The organism is Pseudoalteromonas sp. BZK2, assembly GCF_014349195.1.
Lineage (GTDB): Bacteria > Pseudomonadota > Gammaproteobacteria > Enterobacterales > Alteromonadaceae > Pseudoalteromonas > Pseudoalteromonas simplex.
In genome coordinates this window covers 59,653-74,892 of sequence record NZ_JACSOG010000016.1, presented here as the reverse complement: position 1 = coordinate 74,892, position 15,240 = coordinate 59,653, and the positions used below count along the sequence as shown (strand labels likewise).

At 41.9% G+C, this 15,240-nt stretch carries 15 protein-coding genes; 10 read left to right on the top strand and 5 right to left on the bottom strand.

The window, feature by feature from the left end:
* Positions 1 to 7 precede the first annotated feature (7 nt).
* From trpCF to BIZ38_RS11820, 4 genes are read right to left on the bottom strand one after another with little or no spacing between them, the layout of a single operon-like run.
* The gene (gene trpCF / locus BIZ38_RS11835; protein WP_187490339.1) at positions 8 to 1,372 is read right to left on the bottom strand and encodes a bifunctional indole-3-glycerol-phosphate synthase TrpC/phosphoribosylanthranilate isomerase TrpF; all 1,365 of its coding nucleotides are present in this window, start codon (positions 1,370 to 1,372) and stop codon (positions 8 to 10) included.
* Entirely contained in the window at positions 1,365 to 2,384 is a 1,020-nt protein-coding gene (gene trpD / locus BIZ38_RS11830) for an anthranilate phosphoribosyltransferase (protein ID WP_138602342.1), read from the bottom strand. The genes trpCF and trpD overlap by 8 nt, the downstream gene beginning before the upstream one ends.
* A gap of 9 nt (positions 2,385 to 2,393) precedes the next feature.
* Positions 2,394 to 2,999, bottom strand: coding sequence for an aminodeoxychorismate/anthranilate synthase component II (locus BIZ38_RS11825; protein WP_187490338.1), 606 nt, complete (start codon positions 2,997 to 2,999; stop codon positions 2,394 to 2,396).
* Entirely contained in the window at positions 2,999 to 4,567 is a 1,569-nt protein-coding gene (locus BIZ38_RS11820) for an anthranilate synthase component 1 (RefSeq protein WP_187490337.1), read from the bottom strand. Before BIZ38_RS11820 ends, BIZ38_RS11825 begins: the two co-directional genes overlap by 1 nt.
* A 521-nt stretch (positions 4,568 to 5,088) precedes the next feature.
* Between BIZ38_RS11820 and rnm the strand changes: the two genes are divergently transcribed.
* The 6 genes from rnm (at position 5,089) to BIZ38_RS11790 (ending at position 9,776) form a co-directional block, all read left to right on the top strand.
* Entirely contained in the window at positions 5,089 to 5,928 is an 840-nt protein-coding gene (rnm, locus tag BIZ38_RS11815) for an RNase RNM (RefSeq protein ID WP_054552920.1), read from the top strand.
* A 9-nt stretch (positions 5,929 to 5,937) separates the two neighbouring features.
* A complete protein-coding gene (locus tag BIZ38_RS11810; RefSeq protein WP_054552921.1) occupies positions 5,938 to 6,558 on the top strand; it encodes an L-threonylcarbamoyladenylate synthase in 621 nt (206 codons plus the stop codon).
* Between the two features lie 8 nt (positions 6,559 to 6,566).
* Positions 6,567 to 7,403 (top strand): segregation and condensation protein A, encoded by an 837-nt coding sequence (locus BIZ38_RS11805; RefSeq protein WP_054552922.1) that lies wholly within the window; start codon positions 6,567 to 6,569, stop codon positions 7,401 to 7,403.
* A 74-nt stretch (positions 7,404 to 7,477) separates the two neighbouring features.
* Positions 7,478 to 8,329, top strand: coding sequence for a GNAT family N-acetyltransferase (locus BIZ38_RS11800; protein WP_054552923.1), 852 nt, complete (start codon positions 7,478 to 7,480; stop codon positions 8,327 to 8,329).
* A gap of 312 nt (positions 8,330 to 8,641) precedes the next feature.
* Complete coding sequence (locus BIZ38_RS11795) at positions 8,642 to 9,196, top strand: cytochrome b (protein WP_138602332.1); 555 nt, start codon at positions 8,642 to 8,644, stop codon at positions 9,194 to 9,196.
* Position 9,197: 1 nt separating this feature from the next.
* Positions 9,198 to 9,776, top strand: a complete 579-nt coding sequence (locus BIZ38_RS11790) for a YceI family protein (protein ID WP_187490336.1) — start codon at positions 9,198 to 9,200, stop codon at positions 9,774 to 9,776.
* 61 nt (positions 9,777 to 9,837) lie between these two features.
* Here the strand turns inward: BIZ38_RS11790 and BIZ38_RS11785 are convergent, their stop codons facing one another.
* The gene (locus BIZ38_RS11785) at positions 9,838 to 10,701 is read right to left on the bottom strand and encodes a TIGR02285 family protein (protein WP_054552926.1); all 864 of its coding nucleotides are present in this window, start codon (positions 10,699 to 10,701) and stop codon (positions 9,838 to 9,840) included.
* 53 nt (positions 10,702 to 10,754) lie between these two features.
* Here BIZ38_RS11785 and BIZ38_RS11780 point away from each other — a divergent pair, with 53 nt between their 5' ends.
* The 4 genes from BIZ38_RS11780 to BIZ38_RS11765 all read left to right on the top strand — a co-directional run bounded on the left by BIZ38_RS11780 (position 10,755) and on the right by BIZ38_RS11765 (position 15,149).
* Positions 10,755 to 10,901, top strand: a complete 147-nt coding sequence (locus BIZ38_RS11780) for a hypothetical protein (protein WP_171043800.1) — start codon at positions 10,755 to 10,757, stop codon at positions 10,899 to 10,901.
* 445 nt (positions 10,902 to 11,346) lie between these two features.
* Complete coding sequence (locus tag BIZ38_RS11775; RefSeq protein ID WP_166340690.1) at positions 11,347 to 11,922, top strand: dienelactone hydrolase family protein; 576 nt, start codon at positions 11,347 to 11,349, stop codon at positions 11,920 to 11,922.
* A gap of 45 nt (positions 11,923 to 11,967) precedes the next feature.
* On the top strand, positions 11,968 to 12,915 hold the full coding sequence (locus BIZ38_RS11770; protein ID WP_187490335.1) for an acetoacetate decarboxylase: 948 nt from the start codon (positions 11,968 to 11,970) through the stop codon (positions 12,913 to 12,915).
* A gap of 2 nt (positions 12,916 to 12,917) precedes the next feature.
* Complete coding sequence (locus tag BIZ38_RS11765; protein WP_187490334.1) at positions 12,918 to 15,149, top strand: NAD(P)-binding protein; 2,232 nt, start codon at positions 12,918 to 12,920, stop codon at positions 15,147 to 15,149.
* Positions 15,150 to 15,240 lie beyond the last annotated feature (91 nt).

The following is a 15,240-nucleotide window of genomic DNA, read 5'->3' as shown; positions in this document are numbered from 1 at the left end:
TCTAACCTCAATAATTTCTGATATGCGAAAACGCATTTTGTAATTTTGTTTGGCACTTTTTACCCGCTGACGCTTCAACGCCTGAATTTAGGTCAAGACCATTAGCACCGCGATAAAGCGCTGCGTGAATATTTTCTGGGTTTAAACCCCCGGCTAACATAAACGGCACGGTTGCCGTTTCTAGCACAGACCAATCAAATGCTTCGCCTGTGCCGCCTTTTTGGCTTTTGCTGTAAGTGTCGTATAAATGGCGGTCAACCCCTTCAAGCGGTTTGGGTAATTCGCCTTTAACGGCTTGGGCTTTCCAAATTTCACAGCCAAGCGGTAATTGCTTTCTGAGACTTTGAATATACTCGCTATTCTCGTCACCATGTAATTGCACTGCAGCTAATTTTAAGCTTTGTGCATAATCGACCACTTGTTCAAGAGGTGCATTGACAAACACACCCACATACGCGAGCGGGGCACTTTGCGTAACTTGCTTGGCACAGTCGATATCGACATAACGCGGTGACTTAGGATAAAAAATTAAGCCACCATACACAGCACCACTGGCGTAGGCTGCTATCGCATCTTGTGAACGGGTTAAACCGCACACTTTGTTCTCACCTAAAATGACTTTACGGCATGCGGCTTCTAAGTCGCGCTCAGCCATTAATGAGCTGCCAATTAAAAAGCCATCGCACAATGGTGCAAGGCGTTTTACATCTTTATGGGTATAAATGCCCGACTCTGAAATTACCACTTTGTCATTTGGGATAAGCTGACGTAAACGCTCAGTTGTTGCAAGATCAGTACTTAAATCACGAAGATCGCGGTTATTAATACCAATTAGGCTGGCATTAAGTGCAAGTGCACGGCTAACTTCTTGCTCATTACTGACTTCAGTAAGTACCGACATATTTAAAGAATCAGCCACCTTGTGAAGCGCTAAATATTGCTCATCATCAAGAACTGAGAGCATTAATAAAATGGCATCACCACCAGATAAGCGTGCTAAATAAACTTGGTACTCATCAATAAAGAAGTCTTTACAAATAAGCGGCTGTTCCACTTGGCTGCGCACGCATTCAAGGTACTGATAGCTGCCTTGGAAATATTTTTCATCTGTTAGTACGCTCATACAGGTTGCGTACTTTTTATAAACCGATGTAATTTCGTCTAAATTGAATGGTTCGCGAATAAGTCCTTTTGACGGTGAGGCCTTTTTACATTCTAAAATAAACTGCGTACCGGTTGCTGCTAATGCGCCTTCAAAGTCTCGCTTGGTTGGCACAACCTCGCTAATGAATGACTCAAGCGGGCGCTGTGCTTTTCTTTGTTCTAATTCAATACGTTTGTCGGCAACAATTTTGTCTAACACGTTAGCCATGACTTACCTCAATAATTGCGTTCAAAGTGTCCATCGCTTTGCCTGATGCTAATAATTCGATTACTTGATCTGCGGCTGCTTTTAAATCACTTGCTTTATCGGTTAAATAAAGAAGGGCGGCGACGTTGGCTATAATGGCAGCGTTATGCGCCATTTCACCTTGACCTTGTAAAATAGCTAAGCTTGCTTTTGCGTTATATTCTGGGCCTTGGCCTGCTAGTTGTTCAAGTGAATAGTTTGCAAGACCAAAATCGCTCGCTGTTAGCGTGTATTCGCTCAGTTCACCGTTATTAAGCTCAACCACTTTGGTTGTCCCGTGTAAGGCGATTTCGTCAGTGCCTGCACCGTGAACCACCATAGCGCGTTTTGTGCCAAGGGTTTTTAAGGTTTCGGCCATTGGTAAGCACAGTGAAGGGTCATAAACACCAAGCAATTGCACCTCAGGGGCAGCAGGGTTGGCCAGTGGCCCTAAAATATTAAAAATTGTGCGGCTTTTAAGGGCCGTACGCACGCCCATCGCATGGCGTACACCACTGTGATAATGCGGTGCAAATAAAAATGTAAAGCCGGTATTGTCTAAACAATGGGCAGCTTGCTCAGGGCTCATATCGATATTGATACCCAAGGCTTTTAGTAAATCTGCAGAGCCCGAGTTACTCGACACACTGCGATTACCATGTTTGACCATGTTGATGCCCGCAGCGGCAGCAACAATAGCAGCCGTTGTACTAATATTAATTGTGTTTGAGCCATCGCCACCGGTACCACAGCTATCAGCAAGTAAGGTTTTGCTGGTTTGAAATGGCACTGCATTGGCGCGCATTGATGCCGCCGCACCGGCGATTTCATCACTTGTTTCGCCTTTCAGTTTTAGGGCGATAAGTGCAGCCGTTAATTCAATATCATTAAGCTGGCCATTCATGATGGCATCAAACAATGCAGTTGCTTGCGAAAATGATAAATCTTGCTTTGCTAATAATTGGTTTAACTGGGTTTGAGTTGTTGCTTCCATGTTATTCCTCTACTGCACGCGTGCGGTTAAAAATTCAATGCTTTGTTGTAATAGCAATGCGCCATTTGGCGTTAATATCGACTCAGGATGAAACTGATAGCCAAGGGCATTGTCTTGTTGATGGTAAATTGCCATTGGAATACTCTCATAACAAGCGATTACTTCAACGTCATCAGGGACTTTAGTTGCCATTAGTGAATGATAACGAGCAACCGGCATTTTATCGCCCATACCCGCGAATACTGGGTGCTCAGTCAACGTAATAATTGATGACTTGCCATGCACAGTTTCGCCTGCATGACCAATAACCCCACCGTAGCTTTGTGTGAGAGCTTGCTGCCCTAAACAGATCCCCAGCATCGGGAAGCGGCCTTTACACAGGTCAATGAGTTCCATTAAACAACCCGCATCAGATGGTGCGCCAGGGCCAGGTGATAGCACTAATAATACAGGTACTGTTTCTTGGCACATTTTATCGAAGATGCTTTGTGCACTGATGTTATTACGGTATACCACTAACTGGCACCCTAACATAGAAAGTTCATCGACTAAGTTATAACTAAATGAATCAAAGTTATCTAAAAAGTAGATTTTATAGGCTGATGTTGTCGTCATTATTGTGCCTCGTAAGTCGATTGAATCGCAGTGATCACAGCTTGTGCTTTAGCGCGGGTCTCTAAGGCTTCTGATTGTGGGTCTGAATCAAATACCACACCTGCACCTGCTTGCACGTAGGCTGTGCCGTTTTTAACAAAGGCAGAGCGAATAACAATACAGCTATCCATGGCACCATCACCTGTTAAATAACCCACTGCACCACCATAGCTGCCGCGGCGTTTTTGTTCGGTTTGACGAACTAACTCAGCAGCGCGTACTTTAGGTGCTCCCACTAAGGTGCCCATGTTCATACAAGCTTGGTAAGCATGTAGCGCATCGAGTTCAGGTTTTAAAGTACCCACAACGCGTGACACTAAGTGCATCACTTGTGAGTAGCGGTCTACTTTTAATAATTCTTTTGCGTGGCGAGTGCCTGCTACGCTAATACGGGCTACATCATTTCGCGCTAAATCAACTAACATAAGGTGCTCAGCGCGCTCTTTTTGGTCGTTACGAAGCTCAAGCTCAATGCGGCTGTCTAGGTCTGGATTAATTTGTCCGTTAGCAAACTTGCCACGAGGACGAGTACCAGCAATTGGGTATACCTCAACTTGCTTACTCTCTGGGCAATATTTGAGGGCTGATTCGGGTGATGCGCCGAATAACACAAACTCTTCATCGCGCATGTAAAACATATATGGGCTTGGGTTTTGTTGTTTAAGTTGGCTGTAAGCATGAAGTGAGTCAGGGCAGGCGAGAGAAAAAGTACGTGATGGTACAACTTGGAAAATATCGCCATCAACAATGTTGTTTTTTAACTTGATGACATGTTTGCAGTATTGCTCGTCGCTAACATCAACAGAAATTGGGTTGGAGCCGGTTTGCTTTTGCCCTTGGTAGCTTTGTGCTTTGTCACATACGGCATTTAAACGCTCTAACTGTTGGCCGACTTCAAAGCAATTAGCATGGACTTCAGGGCCGTTAAACACATTGCCAATTAGCTCGGTTGTTTTTGCTTGATGGTCGATGACAACTAATGTTTCGGCTAGGTAGAAAACATAGTCTGGGCAACTGTTCTCGCCGTCAGGCACATCAGAAAGGGTTTCGAAATTAGCAACCATATCGTAGGCAAACACGCCGCCTAAGAACACAGAAAATGGATTATCTGTGGTGCTTTTAATACTATTAATACAGCTACGTAGCGCACTAAATGCGTTATCAGCCACTAATTTACTGGCTTCATCAATATCGCTTGCTACCTCGTTGTAGGTTAACGTTAATGTATCTTCTACAAGCTCTGCAGAGCAGTTTTGCACATGAGTTTGTAAATAAGGCAGTAATTGTTTGCCGTTATTTGACTGTGCAGTGAGTGTGACCTGTTTGCCTTGGCAAACAAGTCGTAGCGCTGAGTCAACCAAAATCAGACTTTTTACACTGTCTTTAGAATCAATTTCAGCAGACTCTAACAACAGTGAATTAGGCTTATCGAGTAAACTGTATAACGCAAGTGGGCTACTGATGTAGTCGCGCACTTGAGTGATACTGGTTACTTCACCCGGTGTCGTTGTTATATGACTAAAAATCAAACCTCATTCTCCCTCATTCCCAAAACCTTTTAAAAACAAAACCCCGCAAAGTGATACTTAGCGGGGTTCGTATAAAGACGCCTATAAATTAGATAGACCCTTACCGTCCCGCTAAGGCAGGCGCCACCACCAATAATGTGTAAGAGTTGCTATGTAATTCATTATTAAACCTTAAAATTTAGATATAAAAAAACCCGCACCATGAGCGGGTTTTGAAATCGTTAGACACGACAATTCGTCACCCGCTAGTTACGAGTGCCACCACCAAATTGTGATTTGAATTGTTTTGTTCATTGTTATTGCTTATTTAATGTGCCTGAAAGTGCATACAGTAAAGCGTACCTAAGCGGATACTGTCAAGTATTAATTTACATATTAGTACGAGTTCGGCATTTACCCATCGCAATTGCCCATTTATGAGGGTAAAACACATAGCTACATAAGATAATCACGCCCTCGCAGTAAATTTTTGTTATACTCACATCATTGATTCAAGAACTTACGTAAAGCAGTCTTTCCCTTTGATAAAATACGATTTACATAGCCACACCACATACTCAGATGGTCAGCTATCAGTCGAGCAATTGTTACACCGCGCGGTTGAGAAAAACATAGATGTGTTTGCAATTACCGATCACGACACGTTAAGTGCGATAAAACCAGCTCGCCAAGTCATTGCAGATGATAATTTACCGCTTAAATTAATTGCTGGCGTTGAAGTATCAACAAAATGGGAAAGTTTTGAAATTCATATAGTTGGCTTAAATGTTGATGACGAAAACGACGCACTGTTGTCATTATTACAAGCGCAACAAGGCAAGCGTGAAGAGCGCGCTTTAGAGATAGGCCGTCGCCTTGCTAAAAATGGTTTTGAAGGCATTTACGACCAAGCAAAAACATTTGCCGAAAACGCCCAAATCACACGGGCGCATTTTGCCCGTGCACTGATTGAACGTGGTGTAGCTAAAAACTTTCCTGGGGTATTTAAGAAATACTTAGGGCGAGGAAAAACAGGTTATGTACCAAGTAGTTGGTGCGATATGCAAACTGCAATTGCTGCCATTCATCAAGCCGGTGGGGTTGCCGTTCTAGCACACCCTGGGCGTTATCAAATGTCGAATAAGTGGCTACGGAAATTAATTATTGAATTTAAAGATGCCGGTGGCGATGCGATGGAAGTTGCACAACCACAGCAAGCACCCAGTGAACGCCAGTTTTTAGGTGAACTTTGCCGTGAATATGGCTTACTTGCGTCACAAGGGTCAGATTTTCATTTTCCGACCAGTTGGTTGGAGTTGGGTAAAAATTTATACTTACCAAAAGATTGCCAAGGGGTTTGGCAAGCATGGGAAGGGCAATAGGAGCGTGTAATGAGTCAGTTTTTTCATATTCATCCAGATAATCCGCAACCACGCTTAATCAGCCAAGCGGTTGATATTATTAAGCAAGGCGGTGTTATTGTATACCCAACCGATTCGGGTTACGCACTTGGCTGTAGCATTGGTAATAAGCAAGCAAAAGAGCGCATCGAACGTATTCGTGGTATTGAAAAACACCATAACTTTACTTTGGTTTGCCGTGACTTATCGGAACTATCTACCTATGCTCGCGTCGATAATCAGTTATTCAGATTGATTAAAAATAACACCCCTGGGCCTTATACGTTCATCTTTAAAGGCACTAAAGAAGTACCAAAGCGTTTATTAAACGAAAAGAAAAAAACCATTGGTATTCGTGTTATCGAACACCCAATCACCTGTGCTTTATTGGCTGAATTAGGTGAACCGTTAATGTCATGTTCTTTAATTTTACCGGGTGAGCAATATACCGAGGCAGATCCTGATGAAATTCGCGATCGCATTGAAAAGCAAGTTGATTTAATTATTAATGGTGGTTATCTTCCTGAACAGGCAACCACAGTAATTGACTTGTCGGATGATGATATCGAAATCTTACGTGTGGGTTGTGGTGATACTAAACCATTTGAGTAGAGACTTCATTGACTAGCCCAGAGCTTGACGCGCCAGATAATTTACAAGAGCCAGTACAGCAAAAGCTGCCACTGGCTTTTTTGCATGGTAAAGCGGTGGTTGATAAACCTGAAGATTTATATATTCCCCCCGATGCATTAGAGATCATTTTAGAAACCTTTGAAGGTCCTCTCGATTTACTTCTGTATTTAATCAAAAAACATAAACTCGATGTACTAGAGCTCTCTATTTTTAGTATTACAGAGCAATACGTGAGTTATGTTGAAATGATGAGCGAGTTTCAGCTTGAGCTGGCAGGTGAATACCTTGTGATGGCGGCGCTATTAGCACAAATTAAATCACGATTATTATTACCAAAACATGAAGAGCTTGAAGAGGAAGAAGACCCACGAGCTGAGCTTGTAAGACGTTTACAAGAATACGAACAATTTAAAAAAGCCGCAGAAAATCTTGATGAAATCCCTCGCGAAGGCCGCGATATCTTTGTTGCCGAAGCACTGGTGCCAGAATTCAGTGAGCGTGAGGTACTGTTACCTGACGTTGACATGAAAGACTTGTTAGTTGCGCTAAGCGACGTTATGGCCCGAGCTAAAACATTTGAACACCATCATATTACCGCAGAAGCCTTATCGACCCGTGAACGGATGAGCTTAATCTTAGATAAACTCTCAGAGGCTCAATCACAGCTGCCTTTTAGCACTCTTTTTACGGTAGAAGAGGGCAGAAGTGGCGTTGTAGTAAGCTTTATCGCCATGTTAGAGCTGGTGAAAGAAAACCTGATCAGCTGCTTTCAGGTAGATGCCAATAGCCAGATTTATGTTGGTTTGGTGGAAGAAAGCGAATAACTAGAAGTTAATGGTTTTAAGCAGTAAGTTTTAAGTTAGCTGTCAGAGTAGACTGAAAAATATAAGGAAAGCAGATGCAAAGTAAACATTTTACAATCAAAACCATGACCAAGAAGGAAGTCGAACTCATGATTGATTGGGCTGCAGCAGAAGGCTGGAATCCGGGCCTTAATGATGCAGAGTGTTATTTTGCTGCTGATCCTGAAGGATTTCTAGTTGGTTTTCTAGACGATGAACCTATTGCTACAATTTCTGCCATTAATTATCACGATGCATTTGGCTTTATCGGCTTTTACATTGTTAAACCTGATTACCGAGGCAAAGGCTACGGAATGCAAATTTGGAATGCCGCGTTAAAGCGCCTTGAAGGGTTGAATATTGGCCTTGATGGTGTGGTGGAGCAGCAAGAGAACTATAAAAAGTCTGGTTTTAATCTGGCTTATCGCAATATCCGTTTTGCAGGAGTAGGCGGTGGTAATTCACCGCAAAATGCAGACATTGTTGATCTTAAGACTGTGCCATTCGAAATTATTGACGCATACGAACAGGCTTTTTTCCCAGTAAATAGAGCAAACTTTACTAAAGCCTGGTTAAGCCAACCCCAATGCGATGCGTTTGGCGTAATGCAAAATGGGGAATTGGCAGGATACGGCGTTATTCGCAAATGCCAGAACGGCTTTAAAATTGGCCCTCTATTTGCCGACTCACCAGAATTGGCTGAATCTTTGTTCCTTGCTTTAAAATCTAAAGCGAGTGCATCCGACGCTATTTTCCTTGATACGCCCGAAATCAATCAAGCTGCTGTTGCTTTGGCACAGAAATACAACATGCAGGTGTCATTTGAAACCGCCAGAATGTACACGGGTGAATGTCCGAACTTGCCATTAAACCGTATTTTTGGCGTCACTTCTTTTGAAATCGGCTGAGTTTATTGGGTTGAGTGATTAAACGGTTGTGCGTAAAACTCAAAATTTATCACGTTAAGAATTAGATGCTTTTATCAACGAGTATTCATAATATTGCTAGCACCTAGCACCTAGCACCTAGCACCTAGCACCTAGCACCTAGCACCTAGCACCTTCTGTCTTTTTCCTTTCCACTTTCCCCTTGCTACTTTCACCTTTCTCCTTTGCCTGGGTGTGCATATACGCACAGAAGCTGTTCGTTTTACGCTATTTTCATTATATAAATCCTAAGCTAAGCTGTACCTAGTTTCACGATTCTCATGGGAAATGAGTATGTTAAAGAATTCAAAGTCAAGTTATGGCTGGGTGGCCATCTTAGTGCACTGGTTAATGGCACTTGGGGTGTTTGGTTTGTTTGGCTTAGGCGTATATATGGTTGAGCTAACCTATTACGACGCTTGGTACAAAGGTTCTTTGGACCTGCATAAAAGCGTTGGTATTACCTTAGCGGCATTATTGCTGTTTCGATTTGGTTGGCGCTTGTTAGGCACCCAACCTGAGCCTGTTGCAGGCAGTTCAAAAGCAATGAATCGAGTTGCACACTCAGCCCATAAACTAATTTATTTAGCTTTAGTCGTCATTGTGACATCAGGCTATTTAATTTCTACGGCTGATGGCCGTGCAATTGAAGTATTTAATTTATTTGCTGTACCGGCATTACCAGAGTCGGTCGCAAACCAAGAAGATATTGCAGGTAAAATTCACTTTTATGCCGCGTATGGGCTAATAGCTGTGGTTGTTTTACATGCTTTAGGGGCACTAAAACATCATTTTATCGATAAAGATAAAACCTTAATTAGAATGATCAAACCATTGAAGGATGATTAAAATGAAAAAATTACTATTAGGCACAGCACTAAGTGCTGCACTTTTCTCAACAGCAAACGCAAATGCAGCTGACTACGTTATTGATACAGACGGTGCACACGCATTTGTAACTTTTAAAATTAAGCACTTAGGTTACAGCTGGTTACATGGTCGTTTTAATACTTTTTCAGGTGACTTTAGTTATGACGATAAAGCGCCTAATGCATCTAAAATCAATGTAACGATTGATACTAAAAGCATCGACTCAAACCATGCTGAGCGTGACAAGCACTTACGCGGAAAAGACTTCTTAAATGTTGATAAATACCCAACGGCAACATTCAAAAGCACCTCAATCAAGTTTGGTGAAGACGGTGATGAAGCAGATGTAACAGGTGAATTCACCTTAAATGGTGTGACTAAAACCATTACTTTTGAAATTGATAAAATTGGTGAAGGTAAAGATCCATGGGGTGGATACCGTGTTGGTTTTGAAGGTGAAACAAGCCTTAAACTAGCTGACTATGGTATCGACTACAATCTTGGCCCTGCTTCAACCCATGTTGATATTGGTTTATTCATTGAAGGTGTGCGTAAGTAAGCACCATTAATACGACTGCCAATTCGCATAACTTTGTGGGTTAGGAAATTAAAAGTGCCGCTCAATGAGCGGCACTTTCGTTTCTATCTTTTAACCTTTTTTCTAAAATGGGCTGTAAATTATCAGGTAGCCAGCGAACTAAAACATCATGAAAAGCGTTTGTGTGAGCTATTTTTTCAAGGGTTTCATCTAGTAGTTTTACCGTTTCTTTGCCTTGTTTGTTATTTGTACAACCTATATAACCAACGCTTAATGCCGGTGCTTCGGTGAGTGTCAGTTGGGTCAATTCATCTTTAAAGCCCATTGAGTGCGCCAAATAGTAATGTTCGCTAGGGTAGCCAAGTAATATATCAATGCGCTTCTTATGCAGCATATAAGTTAAGCTTGCGAGTGTATCTCTGCCGGGGCGTGAGATAATATTAGCGTCATGGCTTTCGTTAATCACGCTATCTATATCGGCGCCAAACGAGCGGCTCATTGATACCCCTAATGCCAAGTGTTTTTCGTTTAATAACGATTTTAAAGACACGGGTTTTGTGACGTCTAACTTAAGTTTTGTGGCTAACTCTTTACGTATGGCAATCGAGGGTGATAAACCCACTGTTGAAGTGTGCTCTGTAAACTGAATATGCTGCTTACGGTGCTCGCTTTGATATAACGACAGCATACAGTAATTGTTGTGTGGGTTTGATAGTTCATGCACGGCACGACTAGCCGGCAATAAAGTGCGTTTAAATGAAACCTCTGGCAGAAATTGCTCTAGTAATTTGATCACACTTTCGTCACGACCTGTGCCTTCGTACTTGTCATTCATGATGTAGTAGGGAGCAAAATCAACCATGATCCACTCAATGGACTTCGGTTGCTTGGTTGCAGCAACTGGCAGGCAGAAAAGTAATAGTAAAATAGAGCACGTAAAACGCATTTTTACTACCTATTTGTGGGCTTAAAATATAAGTGTAGCAGGAATTTAGCTATATGCAGGCTGGTGATGAAAAACTAAAACGCCAGCGTATTGGCTGGCGTTTATCGGTAGGGTTTAGTTGGCTTTTAGCCACTTCACAAATTGGCGTGCATCACTGGCCTTTTGGAAGATGGCGTTTTTTAAGCCTTGCGTGTCACTAAAAATTACACGCTGTTTATTTACCGAGATTGATTGCACTGGGTGTGCGATCTGGATCAAAGATCCGTTGTATTTATATGACATAATAAAACTCACTCTTTCTTTTGTCTGTGTCTGTAGAGCTTTAATAGGCATTTAAAAAATACAGACCGACATTTGTTGTCTTGCTAACAGTGTTGACTAAGTTTGTGACAGTTTGGTGATGATTTGAAAATTCATCAAAATGTCATTTAGCAAACGAGTTGCAAGTATTTATACGAATATGCGGGAATTACTGGATCAAGGTAAGGGGTTAACCGCGTGGTTTCTAAAAACCAGACAAGTAGAGTACTGTAAGAATTAACTAAGCGCAAGGTTTATTTTTTAAACATCATAAATAATTTCTGGATGTTTAATAGAAACGGGCGTATTGTAATTAGGCACAAAATAACAATAAGAAGTATGCATATGAATTACCTTTTGGTGTCAGATATATTTGGTAAAACAGCGCATTTATCGCTGCTTGCCCAGCAGCTTCGCGGTAAGGTGAGTCTTTGCGACCCTTACCAAGGAGAAATTCAGCTCCCTATAAATGAGCAGTTTCAATACCAGCATTTCTTAACACAATGCGGCCATGATAGTTATTTTGAAAAAGTACATTTAAAAATGGCTGCTATTCGTCAGCCAACCACGATTATTGCATTTAGTGCAGGCGCTGCTGCCGTTTGGCGAGCTCAAGCAGAGTTAAAAAATTCATTCATTAAAAAAATTATTGCCTTTTATCCATCCCAAGTTAGATATCATCTTGAGCTTGAGGCTAACGTCCCTTGTCGATTTATTTTTCCTCACAGTGAAGAGCATTTTGATATTAAGCCTGTGGTTGCTTCATTAAAAAGCAAAGCAAAGGTGAGCTGTGAAATAGCCGACTTTGGTCATGGTTTTATGAATCCGTTATCTGAAAATTTTAATCAGTTTGGCTATCAGCAATTTACAGAACAACTGTTAAAAGAAAGTTGTCATCTAGAAGTTACCACCAACCATTAAAAACTAGTCTATAGTCATTACTAAACAATAATATAAGTAATAACTATGACGGACCAAGCAAATTACAGCCATTTCTTATCTAACCCGGTTGCTAAACCACCTTGTCGAATGATCAATGCGCAAATGTACGGATTTTTTGTTGCAGGGTGTGAGCAAAAAATGCAGCAGTATGTTGATGCAACTTTAAATTTACTAGCAACCGAATCAACCTCGTTTAATGTGTTAGGGAGTACTTGTTTACTTACCTTTACTGATATCGAAAAAATCTCTTCGTTAACGCCACCGTTTTCAGAGCATGGCTGGATGCAAGAAACCGATATTATTATTTGGCTCCCAGTCGCAAAAATGCAAGGTGGTGACATTAGTCATTTATATTGGTATCCGGCATTTATTAGCGTCAATAACATTTATGCTTTAATTAATGGCCGAGAAGCCTGGGGTTATAATAAATACCTCTGTGAATATCAAATGCCTGCGACTGTGAGTGATGCGGGCGCCTTTAGCATTTCTTTAGAATGTTTTGATGTGTTTAACCCAGACTCTAAATTAGCGATGCATGAGCTATTAACTATTGAGCAAACCCAGGCAAGTACCAAGGAAAACCTACTCGATAACTTATCGCAATTTTCTAAACACGTTACAGACTTGTTTGATGCGCAAATTCAAGGCATTGATTTATCACTTCTTAAACAATTATTAGACGGGTTTATTCATCCGCAGATGGATCAGATTTTGTTTAAACAATTTCCCGATGGTCAAGGAGATAAAGCCGTTTATCAAAGCGTGGTTCACTCACCATCTTTAATCAAAAAAATTCACCAATTAAAACTTTTACACAATGATTTTAGTTTGGATGTAAAAGCCCTTGCGAGCTTTCCTCTGAATGACATGTTTGGCATTGCACTTGGCAAACAAGCGGTTCATTTACCCTTTTACGTCAATATGGACTTTGACCAGCTTGGCGCAACACAACTGTTACCGGTACAGGGGTAACCATGGAAAAAGAAAAAATTACCATTGTCGGTGGCGGTGTCGCAGCGATGACCGCGGCAGTGTATTTAACCGAGCAAGCTAATTGGCAAAGCCAACGCGAGATTACCATTTATCAACAGGGGTGGCGCCTAGGTGGTAAAGGGGCGAGTGGCCGAAACGCCCATTTTGGACAGCGAATCGAAGAGCATGGTTTACATGTTTGGTTTGGTGCCTACGTAAATAGCTTTCGCACCTTAGAAGGGGTGTATAACGCACTCAATCGACCTGCTAGTTGTTCATTGGCTACTTGGCAGCAGGCATTTAAACCACACAGTTTTATTGCTTTACAAGAGTTTATTGATAACGAATGGCAAACTTGGCCGATAGATTTTCCTACCGTTGAAGGGAACCCCGCTGATGGCAGCCTAGATATAACAGTGTGGGACTTTGTCACCATGACATTAGCATGGCTAAAAAAATGGACCGAAGGTATTGAACATGTTTGTCAGCAGCAAGACGCTAAAACCACTTTAGTGACTAAAAAGTCACGGGATCAATCGTTACTCAAACACATGTATCAAGAAATCAAAGCAGACATTGATACCCATTTAAATGGCGCAAAGAAATTCATCGATGATATTGAAGCAGGCGCAACTGAAATTGCCTCGAACCCACGAACATTGATAACTCATTTGCTGCAGTTCACCGAAAAGCAGGCCACCCATACAGATAAACAGGCCGATCGACTGGTGATTTGGTATATCGTCAGAAAGTTAAAACGTTGGTTTAAAGACCAAGTTATTGATTTACTCGATGACAACCCAGAGCTGCGCAGACTTTATATTTGTGCCGATCTTGCGATTGCAATGCTCACCGGATTGATTAAAGACAAAGTATATCGCGACGGTTTTGGTGTCATTAATTGCTTCGACTTTCGTCAGTGGCTCGAAAAAAATGGTGCTAACAAAACTTACAGTGTCGATTCAGCGCCAGTGCGTGGCTTTTATGATTTGGTGTTCGCATACCCTAAAGGTGACTTTAATAAACCCAATGTTGAAGCAGGCGTTGCCGCCCTTGCCATGTTACGTATAGGTCTTTGCTATAAAGGCGGCGTGATGTGGAAAATGCAAGCTGGGATGGGCGATGTCATTTTTGGGCCAATTTATGAACTTTTAAAGCAGCGCGGCGTTAAGTTTAAGTTTTTCCATCAGTTAACTAACTTAGCTGCAGGGCAAACTGACCAAGGTGAACAGCTGGTAAGTAAAATTGAGCTTTGCCAACAGGTGAGTTTAGTTGGCCAAGACTATGATCCGCTCATCGATGTTAAGCAGCTACCATGCTGGCCAAGTGAGCCTCTGTATGAGCAAATCAGCTCTGAACAAGCGCACTTATTACAAGAATATCAAATCAATTTAGAGTCATTTTGGAGTAATTGGCCCGAGGTGTATCAAGAGCACTTTGGTACCCCATTGCCAACAGTGACGCTTCGCCATAGTATTGATTTTGACACACTTATTTTAGGTGTATCGGTTGCCTCACTTGAACACGTGGCCCCTGAACTTTTAGCTGTAGATTACGCGCTCTCTCAACAAGCTACAAAAGTACAAAGTGTAGCGACTCAGGCTTGCCAGGTATGGTTGAATAAAACCGACCAACAACTTGGCTTTACGCAAACCAATGCCGCTCATGAAGGACCTATTTTAAGTGGCTTTGTTGAGCCGTTTGATACCTGGGCGGCAATGGGCAACTTGCTCGATAAAGAAGATTGGCCAAGTGAAAATGCGCCCGTGAACATTGCCTATTTTTGCAGTGCATTTAGCTGCGAAAACTATCCACCTGCCAGTGCTCATCAATTCCCAGAGCAAATGAAAGCCGAAGTAAAATCAAATATGCATAATTTGTTTAGTGCAGATATGCGGCCACTTTGGCCTCAAGCCTATATTGATAACAAATTTGATTGGCAGGTTTTTTACAGTGATCCGCACAGCATTTTACCTGCTCTCGAGCAACAATACTGGCGCGTTAATGTTGATCCCAGTGAGCGCTACGTCTTATCTGTGGTTGATACAAGTAAATACCGCCTAGCTACTGATGGCAGTCAGTTTGTCAATTTGCGCATCACTGGCGATTGGATAAAAACCGGTGTTAATGCTGGCTGTGTTGAGGCTGCTGTAATGGCCGGTATGCAAACAGCGCGGGCAATATGTGGTTGGCCAAGCGAAATTAGCGGAGAGCATGCATTCGAAAAAAGTTAGGGTGAGCAAAGTTATAAATAAGTATGCGTATAAGTCATGAATTTTCATGATTTATATGCGACTTTAATCTATTGTTTGGTCTATACTTACC

Coding starts and splice junctions, on each gene's coding strand:
- BIZ38_RS11825 (WP_187490338.1), bottom strand. CDS start 2,999: ATGACGACAACATCAGCCTATAAAATCTACTTTTTAGATAACTTTGAT.
- BIZ38_RS11775 (WP_166340690.1), top strand. CDS start 11,347: ATGAATTACCTTTTGGTGTCAGATATATTTGGTAAAACAGCGCATTTA.
- BIZ38_RS11795 (WP_138602332.1), top strand. CDS start 8,642: ATGTTAAAGAATTCAAAGTCAAGTTATGGCTGGGTGGCCATCTTAGTG.
- BIZ38_RS11765 (WP_187490334.1), top strand. CDS start 12,918: ATGGAAAAAGAAAAAATTACCATTGTCGGTGGCGGTGTCGCAGCGATG.
- BIZ38_RS11770 (WP_187490335.1), top strand. CDS start 11,968: ATGACGGACCAAGCAAATTACAGCCATTTCTTATCTAACCCGGTTGCT.
- trpCF (WP_187490339.1), bottom strand. CDS start 1,372: ATGGCTAACGTGTTAGACAAAATTGTTGCCGACAAACGTATTGAATTA.
- BIZ38_RS11790 (WP_187490336.1), top strand. CDS start 9,198: ATGAAAAAATTACTATTAGGCACAGCACTAAGTGCTGCACTTTTCTCA.
- BIZ38_RS11785 (WP_054552926.1), bottom strand. CDS start 10,701: ATGCGTTTTACGTGCTCTATTTTACTATTACTTTTCTGCCTGCCAGTT.
- BIZ38_RS11810 (WP_054552921.1), top strand. CDS start 5,938: ATGAGTCAGTTTTTTCATATTCATCCAGATAATCCGCAACCACGCTTA.
- trpD (WP_138602342.1), bottom strand. CDS start 2,384: ATGGAAGCAACAACTCAAACCCAGTTAAACCAATTATTAGCAAAGCAA.
- BIZ38_RS11800 (WP_054552923.1), top strand. CDS start 7,478: ATGCAAAGTAAACATTTTACAATCAAAACCATGACCAAGAAGGAAGTC.
- BIZ38_RS11780 (WP_171043800.1), top strand. CDS start 10,755: ATGCAGGCTGGTGATGAAAAACTAAAACGCCAGCGTATTGGCTGGCGT.